The following is an 11,489-nucleotide window of genomic DNA, read 5'->3' as shown; positions in this document are numbered from 1 at the left end:
CCCCTGTGGGAGCGGGCTTGCTCGCGAATGCGGTGGATCAGCCAATATATAGGTTGACTGACCCACCGCATTCGCGAGCAAGCCCGCTCCCACATTTGGATCTGCGCCGCTGTTGAGGGCCAGTTACAATGCCGCTCCCCCAAGGAGCCCGAATGTCCACCTTAATCACCGACTGGCGTCACCGCCCCACCCATCGCCGTGTCTGGGCCCTGGCCGCGCCGATGATTCTGTCGAATATCTCGGTGCCGCTGGTGGCCTTGGTGGACAGCATGGTCATCGGCCACCTGCCCCACGCGCACCAGTTGGGCGCGGTGGCCGTGGGGGCCAGTCTGTATACCTTCCTGGCCTGGGCCATGGGGTTTCTGCGCATGGGCACCACCGGGTTCGCCGCCCAGGCGGCCGGGCGCAATGATGGCGCGGCGCTGCGGCAAATCCTGTTGCAAGGCCTGCTGTTGGCGCTGGGGTTGGCCATGGTGCTGGGCACGGTGGGCATTCCCCTGAGCCATCTGGCGCTGGAATGGATGCAGCCTTCGGCCGAGTTGAATCAACTGACCCGCGAGTTTTTCCACACCCGCCTGTTCGGGTTACCTGCGGCGTTGGCCACTTATGCGCTGGTGGGCTGGTTCCTCGGCACGCAAAACGCCCGGGCGCCGCTGGCGATTCTTTTGACCACCAACCTGGTGAATATCGCCCTGAACCTGTGGTTTGTACTGGGCCTGGACTGGGGCGTGGCCGGTTCGGCGCGGGCCTCGGTGATTGCCGAATGGACCGGCGCCCTGCTCGGCCTGGCCCTTACGCAAAAAGCCCTGCGCGCCTACCCCGGGCATATTGCCTGGGCGGCGCTCAAGGTCTGGCAAAGCTGGCGCGCGCTGCTGGCGGTCAACCGCGACATTTTCATTCGCAGCCTGGCGCTGCAATCGGTGTTTTTCATGATCACGGTGCAAGGCGCTCGGCTGGGCGATGCCACGGTCGCGGCCAATGCCCTGCTGCTCAACGGGCTCTTGTTGACGGCCCATGCGCTGGACGGCCTCGCCCACGCAGTGGAAGCACTCTGCGGCCACGCCATCGGCGCCCATGATCGCCAGGCATTGCGCCGCTCGCTGGTAGTCGCCTGCGGCTGGTCGCTGATCGCCAGCCTCGGCTTTGTGCTGCTGTTCACCTTCGCCGGCCACTTGTTTATCGCCATGCAAACCGATATCCCCAGCGTGCGCACAACCGCCGATATCTACCTGCCGTACCTGGCGGTACTGCCGTTGATTGCGGTGTGGAGTTATCTGCTGGATGGTTTGTTTATTGGCGCGACCCGCGCGCGGGAGATGCGCAATGGCATGTTGCTGACGGTGCTGATGATGCTGCCAGTTGCCTGGGCGTTGCAGGGGTTGGGTAACCACGGGCTGTGGATAACGTTCCTGCTGTTCATGGCGGTGCGCAGTTTGACGTTGTGGGCGATTGCCTGGCGGCTGAATCGGCAAGGGCTTTGGCTGGGCGCCAACTAGTGTGGGAGTGGGCTTGCCCGCGATGAGCCTAGGTATCTACACAACTTTGCCGCAACGCCTAGATCCAGGCAGATAGCGCAGTTGTGGCGAGCGGGCTTGCCCCGCGCTGGGCTGCGAAGCAGCCCCAATAAGCCGAATGCGTTGTACCAGATACACCGCAGCGGCTGGTTTTGGGGCTGGTTTTGGGGCTGCTTCGCAGCCCAGCGCGGGGCAAGCCCGCTCGCCACAGGAGAGTTCGTCAGTTTCTGAAAGTTGTGTAGATACCTATGCCGCGATTACGGCAGATCAGTCAGCACCTGTATTGACTGATCCACTGCTTTCGCGGGCAAGCCCGCTCCTACACAAGCGGGCTCCCACCGTTTGGATCGCTGCCTGCCGGTCTTAGGAGGACAGGTAGGACGAGCGGGTCAGGCCCAGGCGCAGCGCATCCAGGAACTGGGTGCGCTCGGCAGCCGTGATCTTCGCGCTGGCGCACTTGTCACGGTAGTGGGTCATCAACTCCTCCGGCGACAAGTGCACGTAGCGCAGCATGTCTTCGATGGTGTCGTGGGTCTCGATCCCGGCGCTGTACACCGTGCCATCGTCACGCTGGTAGATGTTCACCGAGTCGGTGTCACCGAACAGGTTGTGCATGTCCCCGAGGATTTCCTGGTAGGCGCCCACCAGGAAGATCCCCAGCAGGTAGTCTTCGCCTTCGTTCAAGCCATGTACCGGCAGGCTGGTCTCGATGCTTTGCTCGTCGACGTATTGCTTGATCTTGCCGTCGGAGTCGCAGGTCAGGTCCTGCAGCACCGCACGGCGCAGCGGCTCTTCGTCGAGGCGGTGCAGCGGCAGGATCGGCAGGACCTGGCCGATGGCCCAGGTGTCCGGCAGGCTCTGGAATACCGAGAAGTTGCAGATGTACTTGTCGGCCAGCTTGTCGTTGAGTTCGTCCAGCACCTGGCGGTGCGAGCGCTGACGGGCCTTGAGCGAGTTGTGCAGGCGACGGCACACGGCGAAGTAGCACTGTTCGGCCAGGGCTTTTTCCGCGAGGGTCAGCTTGCCGTCGGCGTACTGGGCGGCCACGTCGCTCATGTAGTGGGTGGCGCGCCAGTAGGTTTCGGTGACCATTTCAATGTCGGTCGGGCCCAGCAGGTCGACCAGCCATTGCACGGTTTCGGGCAGGCTTTCCTTGTTCTCGATCACCGGCACGTCGTCGTTGTGTTTCTCGACGTCGGTCACCTGCACCACAAGCATGGCGTGGTGGGCAGTCAGGGAGCGGCCGCTCTCGGAGAAGATGTTGGGGTGCGGCAGGTTCTGCGCATCGCAGAATTCCTTGAGCATGCCCACCACCACGCCGGCGTAGTCGTCCATGTCGTAGTTGATCGAGCTGGCGTTGCGCGAGTGGGTACCGTCGTAGTCCACGCCCAGGCCGCCACCGACGTCGATGTGGTCCACCGGCAGGCCGAGGTTGCGCAGCTCGCCGTAGTAACGGATGGCTTCCTTGAACCCGTGCTGGTAGTCCGCCAGGTTGGCGATCTGCGAGCCCATATGAAAGTGCAGCAGGCGGATGCCCTGGTCCAGGCCAGCGCCGCGGAAGCGCTCGACCACCGACAGCAGTTGCGCCGCCGACAGGCCGAACTTGGACTTCTCGCCACCGGTGTCTGCCCATTTGCTCGACGCCAGGGACGACAGGCGCACCCGCAGGCCGACCTGTGGCTTGACCTTGAGGTTGGCGGCTTCTTCGATGACCAGGCCCACTTCGGACTCTTTCTCGATCACGATGAACACGTTGTGGCCCAGCTTCTGGCCCATCAGCGCCAGGCGGATGAACTCACGGTCTTTGTAACCGTTGCAGACGATGGTGCCGCCCTTCGGTGCCAGGGCCAGCACGGCCAGCAGCTCGGGCTTGGAGCCGGCTTCCAGGCCGATGGACACGTCCTGGGTGGCGATGATGTTCTCGATCACCGCTTCCTGCTGGTTGACCTTGATCGGGTACAGCGCGGTGTATTTGCTCTGGTATTCCAGGCGCTCGATGTTCGCGTCGAAGGCACCGGTCAGCTGGCGCACGCGGTCTTGCAGGATATCCGGGAAGCGCACCAGCAATGGCAGGGACAGGCCGCTTTTGCGCAGCTCGTCCACTTGCTCGTACAAATCGATGGGCGAGCTGTTCGGGCCGTTCGGACGGACTTCAACGCGACCGGCATCATTGATCGCGAAATATCCGGCCCCCCAATGGCGAATCCCGTAAACACTGCGGCTGTCCGCAACTGTCCATTGGCTGCCATCGTCTTTGCGTGTGCGTCGTACGGACATCGAAGTCCCCTATATAAAGTCGAAGAGCGCCACCCAAGTCAGAGGCTGGCGCAGTCTAAAGAGTGAAAATGACGATTTGCCTGTGAGAGGGGTAGACCCCACTTGCAGGACAGAGTTTAGACACCGGTCAGGAACAGGCTCTGTGAAACCATGGAGACGACGAGCGCGCTCGTCGGTGCGGGTTTCACAGAGGCTGCTAGCCGCCGGATTTCTTCGCCTTGTATCCGAGCTTGATCAACTCGGCCAACAGCAACTCGACGTGATCGCCCTGGATTTCGATGATCCCGTCTTTCAGGGCACCACCGGTGCCGCAGCGCTTCTTCAGCACGGTGGCCAACTCCTTGAGTGGCTCGGCGGCCAGGGGCACGCCGGTGATGGTGGTCACCGTCTTGCCGCCACGGCCCTTGCTCTCGCGGCGCACGCGGGCAATGCCGTCACCTTCGGGAATCAGGGTCTGTTTGCAGGTACAGGCGTCCACGGGCTGGCGACAGTCCGGGCAATGCCGACCTGCGTCGGTGGAAAACACCAGGCCACCAAGGGCGGCGAAGGATGCGGCTTTTTTGGCCACCGGCAATCCTCTTGGGAGGATGAAGACTGGTCAGTGCCCGCAATGGGCGGCTGACCGCGAAGCCCCACTCAGGCAGGGGCAGCGCTACCGAACCGCTCAGCCCTCCCCGCCCCTGTAGGAGCGAGCGTGCTCGCGAAAATCGTCAACGATAACGCGGGCATTCAGGCAGCACGCGGTGACATTGGGTTTTTCGCGAGCAAGCTCGCTCCTACAGGGGCCGGGGAGACGCGGTGGCGGTTCGGCTTGAAAAGTCGCGCAGTGTAACGGCAAAAAGCCTGATTGCTAAGAGCCAAATGGCGCCAATTTATGCAACTTTAGCGACGCGCGGCCAGATAGCGTTTTAATGCGGCCAGGGAGTCGGGGCAATAGGGCTTTCGCTCGATATCCTCAAGCACCGCCTCGACACTCATAAAGCGCGCTTCCAGCACCTCTTCGGGCTGCAGCTGCAGCGGCCCATCCCAGACCGCCGAGAACGCCGAGCACCAGAGCCGGTTGCCCGTATCCTCGAAAAAAAAGTGGTCGTGGGCGGTCAATTCAACACCACTGACGCCCAACTCTTCTTCCAGCTCACGGGCTGCCGACTGCTCATAGGTTTCGCCAGCCGCCACCATCCCGCCTGCCGCCACGTCCCAGTAACCGGGATAGATGGCTTTGCTCAGGGTGCGCCGGTGCACGCACAACTCGCCCTTTGAGTTGAATAGCATGATGTAGGTGCCGCGGCCGATCAGACCGCGTTCACGCAGGTCGGCGCGCACCAGGGCGCCGAGCAGGTTGTCCTGCTCGTCGACCCAGGCGATATGTTCGGCATCCGAGGCCGCGCGGTGCGCGACCTCCTTGGCGCTATCGACCACGACTCAACCCTGGTTCAGCAGTTGACGCAAGTCGATCACCGCGGCGTTGGCGCGGGAGATGTAGTTGGCCATCACCAACGAGTGGTTGGCCAATACGCCATAGCCGCTGCCGTTGAGGATCATCGGGCTCCACAGGGTTTCCTGCGACGCCTCCAGCTCACGAATGATCTGGCGTACGCTGACGGTGGCGTTTTTCTTGGCCAGTACGTCGGCAAAGTCGACTTCGATGGCGCGCAACAGGTGGGACAGGGCCCACGCCTGGCCACGGGCTTCATAGAACACGTTGTCGATCTGCATCCATGGGGTTTCCACCACTTCTTCATCGACCTGCGGCACTTCGCCCGGCGCCAGCGCTTCGGTTTTCAACGCGGTGTTGAGCTTGACCCGGCCCACACTGGCCGACAAGCGCTGCGACAACGAACCCAGGCGAGTGGCGACGTCGCCCAGCCAGTTGTTCAGGTTGTCGGCACGCGCATAGAACAGGGCGCCTTTCTGGTTGGGGTCGGACAGGCGCGCCTGGTAGCGGTTCAGGGAGTTGATGCCTTCCTGGTACTCCGATTCACTGGAAGGCAGCACCCAGCTCTTGTTATCGAAGTTGAAGCGCGGCTCGGCCTTGGCCAGGTCGGCGTCTTCGGCCGATTGCGATTGCGAGCGGGCGAAATCCTTGCGCAGGGCGCGGGTCAGGTCACGCACCTGCACCAGCACGCCATATTCCCAGCTGGGCATATTGTCCATCCACAGCCCAGGCGGGAAGCGGTCGTTGGAGATATAGCCACCCGGCTTGTTCAGCAGGGTGCCCACCACGGTCTTGACGGTTTCGACGGTGGTAAAGCCGATCACCATTTGCTTGCCGTCTTTTTCGGCGGCAATTTGCGCGTTTTGCTGGACCGGGAACAGCGCCGGCTCCTGGCTCCAATACCAACCCAGGCCACCGGTGACCAACAGGTAAATTACAACCAGGGTCAGCAGGGCACGACTCATCAGCAAATTGCGAAAATAGCTGCGGGAGGCCGACTTGGGCGCAGGGCTTGGGCCTGGGGCGCTGCCTGCACGGTTTTTCCAGTCCAGCATGGCGGATATCCTTTCAGTCACTTGAGTTCAATAGCTACGACCACAACCCTACCCCATCGTGCCCGTCTGTGCGGGGCTTTTAATCAAGGTGGCGTAAAGCTGGCACTCAACTATAAAGGATGGGCGCTGATGCGCCTACGCGACCCAACAGTCAGCAAATGAATCATCTGGACGTTGCAGTTAATTGACGTATGACACTCGTGCGAATGAAAAGAGGTGCTAGCATAGAGCCACCAGTCGACCTCAGCATGCACCCTTACCTAGTAGTCAGGATATGACCGAGCCAGAAGACCCCAGCCGTGAGCGTCTCAAGCACCACTTTGCCCAGCGGGTAATTCATCAGGCGCGTCAAATTCTTGAGATCTGGCAGCGTTTGCAGCGCAGCGAATGGTCGAACGCCGAATTGAACGAGCTCAGCGAGGCCAATCTGCGCCTGCTGCGTTTTGCCGAGCGCTTTGAGCAACCCGAGCATGGCCAACTGGCCCGGCACATCATCGAGTCGCTTAAAGCCGTGGATGAAAACCGCGGCCGCCTGAGCAGCAACCTGATCACCGACCTCAACCGCTTGATGCAGCGCCTGTCCCGTACCGGCCTGCGCCAGGGCGATCAGTTGGACCAGACCTTCCTGCCGCCGATGCGCAAGCCCATCTACGTGATGCTGGCCGATCACGACCGCGCCGAGCGCCTGGCCAAGCAACTGGAATTCTTTGGCTTGAGCGCGCAGTCCCTGGACAGCGTGGCGGCCTTCCGTTCGTCCATGGCCGAACGCCTGCCGGCTGCGATTGTGATGGACGTGGACTTCTGCGGCACCGGCCTGGGCCTGAAGCTGGCCGCCGAAGCCCAGGAAGGCCTGGAGCAGAAACTGCCGCTGCTGTTCTTCAGCCTGCACGAAACCGACACCCCCACCCGCCTGGCCGCCGTGCGCGCTGGGGGCCAGGAGTTTCTCACCGGCACCCTGGAAGCCTCCAGCCTGCTGGAAAAAATCGAAGTCCTGACCTGCGTCGCCCAGTACGAACCTTATAAAGTGCTGATCATTGACGACTCCCGCGCCCAGGCGATGCACACCGAACGCTTGCTCAACAGCGCCGGGATCGTCACCCGCACCTTGATCGAACCGATCCAGGCCATGGCTGAGCTTGCGGATTTCCAGCCCGACCTGATCATCCTCGACATGTACATGCCAGCCTGCACCGGCACCGAGCTGGCCAAGGTGATTCGCCACAACGACCGCTATGTCAGCGTGCCGATCATTTACCTGTCGGCCGAAGACGACCTGGATAAACAGCTGGACGCCATGAGCGAAGGCGGCGACGACTTCCTCACCAAGCCGATCAAGCCGCGCCACCTGATCACCACCGTGCGCAACCGCGCGGCCCGCGCCCGTCATCTCAAGGCGCGGATGGTGCGCGACAGCCTGACCGGCCTGTACAACCACACCCATATCCTGCAACTGCTGGAAGACTGCAGCTTCCGCTCGCGCCGCGAGAACAAGCCGCTGAGCTTTGCCATGCTCGACATTGACCACTTCAAGCGGGTCAACGACAGCCACGGCCACCCCATGGGCGACCGCGTGATCAAAAGCCTGGCGCTGTTTCTCAAGCAGCGCCTGCGCAAGACCGACTATATCGGCCGGTACGGCGGCGAAGAATTTGCCATTGTCATGCCCGACACCGACCTGGACGCCGCCTGCAAGGTGCTCGACGAAATCCGTGGGCGCTTTGCCGAAATCCATTACCCGGCCCAGCCCCAGGATTTATGGTGCACCTTCAGCGCCGGCGTGGTGCAGCTATGCGACGGCTCCGACAGCCTGATGATGGCGGCCCAGGCCGATGAAGCGCTGTACCGCGCCAAGGACGCCGGGCGTAATCGGGTGCATGCTTCGGGTGAATCAAGGCAAAGTGCCACTTTTTCACCAGATTCCACTCAGTCCGTCATAACCCTGTAACGAAAACGCAATAACTTCAGGCACTTACTCCTTCTGCCGTTGGTTGAAACCACGCATGCGCCTGAAGCTGCTGACGAATCTGAACACCCTTCTGCTGGTCGCCGTTTGCCTGGCCCTGGGCGCTACGCTCTGGTGGTCGCAACGGGCCCTCGAACGCCCTTATCTATTGATGGAGCGTTATCTGGGCCTGTCCCAGGCGTTCCAGAACCAGACCGCGCGCAATATCGACGACTATCTGGCCAGCGGCGACGCCTTGCGCCTGAGCGCGGCCGGCCAGAGCCTGGAAAACCTGTTGCTGCACCTGGATCAATTGCCGCCTGAGCTGACCGAAAAACTGCGGCCCGGCCTGCTCGACCTCGATGGCTTCAGCAAGACCGACCTGCTGGCCGCCGGCAAACTGGCCGGCGACCCACAAGCCTTGCTGCTGCAAGCCGAGCGGGAACTGGGGGCCAACCTGGAGCAACTGAGCCAGTACGCCATGGGCGTCAACTCAGCCGATGCAGGGCGTTATCTGCCGCCGCTGCTGGCCGCCTCGCAGCACCTGGCCAAGCTGTCCCTGGCGCGGGACAAACTGGTGAGCAGCGGGCGCAGTGAATTGGCCGCCGACGTGGAACGTGAACTGACCAATATCCGCAGCCAGGCTGACCTGCTTGAGCAACTGCCACTACTGGGCGTGACTGCCAGCAGTGCCTCCAACAGCGATGACTTTTCTGCGTTGATGGGCCTGGAAAGCAGCGAAACCACCACCGCCGAAGACACCGGCGTCAATCTCAAACGCGAACTCAACAGCCTGCTCACACGCTACCCGGCAGAGCTTGCGCGGACCCGTGAGCAAATCCATAAGCGCGCAGAACTGGCCGCTGCCACGCACCTGAAAATCGACACCGTGCAGCAAGCCATCGCCGCGCTGGAGCCCGAGGTGCGTGCCCAGCACGGCAAGATCCAGGGCGAGGTGCGGGTGATCCAAGGCGTGATGATTGGCCTGATCCTGTTGATCGCCCTGCTCATCGACACCCTGCAACGACGCCTGGCGCGAGTGCTCACCAGCCTGGCGCCGGCCCTGTCGACCTGGGCCGAGGGCGATTTCAGCCAACCGATCGCCCTGGGTGCGACCAACCGCGAACTGCATGATATTGAAGCCTCGCTCAATCGCCTGCGCGCTTACCTGGTGAACCTGGTGGGCACTATCCGCGCCAACGCAGAGGAAGTGGCCGGTAGCAGCCGCGCCCTGGCCGAACTGAGCGGCGGCCTGCATGACGGCGCCGAACGCCAGGCCGGGGACACTGCGCAAATCCGCGATTCGTTGGGCGAACTGGAAGCCACGATCCAGCAGGTCGCCGGCGACGCCAGCCAGGCCGCCGGGGCCAGCCGCAGCGCCGGCGACGCCGTGGAGCATGGCCAACGGGTGATCGGCTTGAGCCTGACCGGCCTGCACGCACTGGTGGGCGAGGTGCAGGACAATGCGCAAATGATCGAAAAACTCGCCGAAGAGTCCGCCACCATTGGCAGCGTGCTGACGGTGATCCGCTCGATTGCCGACCAGACCAACCTGCTGGCGCTCAATGCCGCCATCGAAGCCGCCCGCGCCGGTGAGGCCGGCCGCGGGTTTGCCGTGGTCGCCGACGAAGTGCGTTCCCTGGCCCAGCGCACCGCAGGCGCCACCGCCGAAATCCAGACCCTGATCGCCGGCCTGCAGACCGCAGCAAGGCAGTCGGTGGAGGGCATGCGCGCCCAGGTCGAACATGCCGAAGCCACCGCTCAACAAGCCCAGGCCGCCGACGGCGCGCTGGACGAAATCGTCAACGCGATCCAGACCATTTCCGACACGGCCATCCGCATTGCCGATGTCACGGCGCAGCAGAGCGGCGCCGTCAGTGAGATCCGTGATAACAGCGAACGCATCCACCAGTTGGGCGAGGACAACCTGCTGCGCATTGGCCAGGGCCGCAGCCAGGGCGAGCATTTGTTGGTGCTCGGCGGGCAGCTTAATACGGCCGTGCAGGCCTTCCGCGTCTAACGCCATCTCCCGCCCCATGAAGATCAAATGTGGGAGCTGGCTTGCCTGCGATAGCGGTGTGCCAGGCGACTAATCGGCTACTGATCCACCGCTATCGCAGGCAAGCCAGCTCCCACAGTCGATCTTCATTGCTTTCTAGACCGTATTACCAATGACCGGATCGTGCGCCTCGGTCACATACTTTGCGCAATCCTCGCTAATCGTGCTGGCTATTGCAGAGAACTGGACAGTCACAAAGGCTTTGCGGCATAGTCGCCGGGTTCTGACGTACCCACCTCCAATAACAAGGAACAGCCGATGGCGACCTTACTGGTTCTGCACGGACCCAACCTGAACCTGCTCGGCACCCGCGAGCCGGGTGTATACGGTGCAGTGACCCTCGAACAGATCAACCTCGATCTGGAACGACGGGCCCGTGAAGCCGGCCACCATCTGCTCTACCTGCAAAGCAATGCCGAGTATGAATTGATTGATCGCATTCACGCCGCGCGCAGCGAAGGCGTGGACTTCATCCTGATCAATCCCGCCGCTTTTACGCACACAAGCGTTGCATTACGTGACGCGCTGCTGGCGGTGAGCATCCCATTCATCGAAGTGCATTTATCGAACGTGCATAAACGCGAAGCTTTCCGCCATCACTCTTACTTCTCCGACGTAGCGGTAGGAGTGATCTGCGGCCTTGGCGCCAGCGGTTACCGACTGGCCCTGGAGGCCGCCCTGGAACAAGTTGAAGAACAGGCTAAACGCCCCTGACCGACCCTTGGGAGTTGATGATTCATGGATATCCGTAAAGTTAAGAAACTGATCGAACTGCTGGAAGAATCCGGTATCGACGAGCTGGAAATCAAGGAAGGCGAAGAGTCCGTACGGATCAGCCGTCACAGCAAGACCCCGGCCCAACAGTTCTACGCGCCGCAGATGCAAGCACCGGCTCCAGCCGCTGCACCTGCTGCCGCGCCAGCCGCTGCCGCCGCGCCTGCTGCCCCGGCCGCTCCTGTACTGAATGGCTTCGTGGTCAAGTCGCCAATGGTCGGTACGTTCTACCGCACCCCGGCACCGACCTCGCCAGCCTTCGTTGAAGTGGGCAAGACTGTGAAAGTGGGCGACACCATCTGCATCGTGGAAGCGATGAAAATGATGAACCACATCACGGCCGAAAAAGCCGGCGTCATCGAATCCATCCTGGTAGAAAACGGTCAGCCGGTTGAGTACGACCAGCCGCTGTTCACCATCGTTTGAACCGCGG

The 11,489-nt window shown here is 62.1% G+C and carries 9 protein-coding genes; 5 read left to right on the top strand and 4 right to left on the bottom strand.

All coding sequences use genetic code 11. The features are described 5' to 3' along the window. The first annotated feature begins 152 nt into the window (after window positions 1-152). Complete coding sequence (locus GDV60_RS03905; RefSeq protein ID WP_092233174.1) at window positions 153-1,496, top strand: MATE family efflux transporter; 1,344 nt, start codon at window positions 153-155, stop codon at window positions 1,494-1,496. 381 nt (window positions 1,497-1,877) lie between these two features. On the opposite strand, the gene speA is transcribed toward GDV60_RS03905, so the two are convergent. The 4 genes from speA to GDV60_RS03885 form a co-directional block, all read right to left on the bottom strand. After that, window positions 1,878-3,791, bottom strand: a complete 1,914-nt coding sequence (gene speA / locus GDV60_RS03900; protein ID WP_159906352.1) for an arginine decarboxylase — start codon at window positions 3,789-3,791, stop codon at window positions 1,878-1,880. A 196-nt stretch (window positions 3,792-3,987) separates the two neighbouring features. Beyond that, window positions 3,988-4,359 (bottom strand): translation initiation factor Sui1, encoded by a 372-nt coding sequence (locus GDV60_RS03895; protein WP_029297635.1) that lies wholly within the window; start codon window positions 4,357-4,359, stop codon window positions 3,988-3,990. A 314-nt stretch (window positions 4,360-4,673) separates the two neighbouring features. Further along, on the bottom strand, window positions 4,674-5,210 hold the full coding sequence (locus GDV60_RS03890; protein ID WP_092233171.1) for an NUDIX hydrolase: 537 nt from the start codon (window positions 5,208-5,210) through the stop codon (window positions 4,674-4,676). Window positions 5,211-5,213: 3 nt separating this feature from the next. After that, window positions 5,214-6,281: a DUF2333 family protein gene (locus GDV60_RS03885; RefSeq protein ID WP_029297639.1), complete on the bottom strand. Its 1,068-nt coding sequence runs from the start codon at window positions 6,279-6,281 to the stop codon at window positions 5,214-5,216. Window positions 6,282-6,555: 274 nt separating this feature from the next. Between GDV60_RS03885 and GDV60_RS03880 the strand changes: the two genes are divergently transcribed. From GDV60_RS03880 to accB, 4 genes are all read left to right on the top strand, one after another. Beyond that, a complete protein-coding gene (locus tag GDV60_RS03880) occupies window positions 6,556-8,226 on the top strand; it encodes a PleD family two-component system response regulator (RefSeq protein WP_029297642.1) in 1,671 nt (556 codons plus the stop codon). A 55-nt stretch (window positions 8,227-8,281) separates the two neighbouring features. Beyond that, window positions 8,282-10,243 (top strand): methyl-accepting chemotaxis protein, encoded by a 1,962-nt coding sequence (locus GDV60_RS03875; protein ID WP_159906350.1) that lies wholly within the window; start codon window positions 8,282-8,284, stop codon window positions 10,241-10,243. A gap of 297 nt (window positions 10,244-10,540) precedes the next feature. Further along, window positions 10,541-10,996 (top strand): type II 3-dehydroquinate dehydratase, encoded by a 456-nt coding sequence (aroQ, locus tag GDV60_RS03870; protein WP_029297648.1) that lies wholly within the window; start codon window positions 10,541-10,543, stop codon window positions 10,994-10,996. Window positions 10,997-11,020: 24 nt separating this feature from the next. Beyond that, window positions 11,021-11,482: an acetyl-CoA carboxylase biotin carboxyl carrier protein gene (gene accB, locus GDV60_RS03865; RefSeq protein ID WP_116627258.1), complete on the top strand. Its 462-nt coding sequence runs from the start codon at window positions 11,021-11,023 to the stop codon at window positions 11,480-11,482. Window positions 11,483-11,489: the final 7 nt, after the last annotated feature.

Source organism: Pseudomonas sp. DTU12.1 (assembly GCF_009873475.1).
GTDB lineage: Bacteria > Pseudomonadota > Gammaproteobacteria > Pseudomonadales > Pseudomonadaceae > Aquipseudomonas > Aquipseudomonas proteolytica.
This window is presented reverse-complemented; position numbering and strand designations above follow the sequence as displayed.

Coding starts and splice junctions, on each gene's coding strand:
- accB (WP_116627258.1), top strand. CDS start 11,021: ATGGATATCCGTAAAGTTAAGAAACTGATCGAACTGCTGGAAGAATCC.
- GDV60_RS03880 (WP_029297642.1), top strand. CDS start 6,556: ATGACCGAGCCAGAAGACCCCAGCCGTGAGCGTCTCAAGCACCACTTT.
- GDV60_RS03875 (WP_159906350.1), top strand. CDS start 8,282: ATGCGCCTGAAGCTGCTGACGAATCTGAACACCCTTCTGCTGGTCGCC.
- GDV60_RS03905 (WP_092233174.1), top strand. CDS start 153: ATGTCCACCTTAATCACCGACTGGCGTCACCGCCCCACCCATCGCCGT.
- GDV60_RS03885 (WP_029297639.1), bottom strand. CDS start 6,281: ATGCTGGACTGGAAAAACCGTGCAGGCAGCGCCCCAGGCCCAAGCCCT.
- aroQ (WP_029297648.1), top strand. CDS start 10,541: ATGGCGACCTTACTGGTTCTGCACGGACCCAACCTGAACCTGCTCGGC.
- speA (WP_159906352.1), bottom strand. CDS start 3,791: ATGTCCGTACGACGCACACGCAAAGACGATGGCAGCCAATGGACAGTT.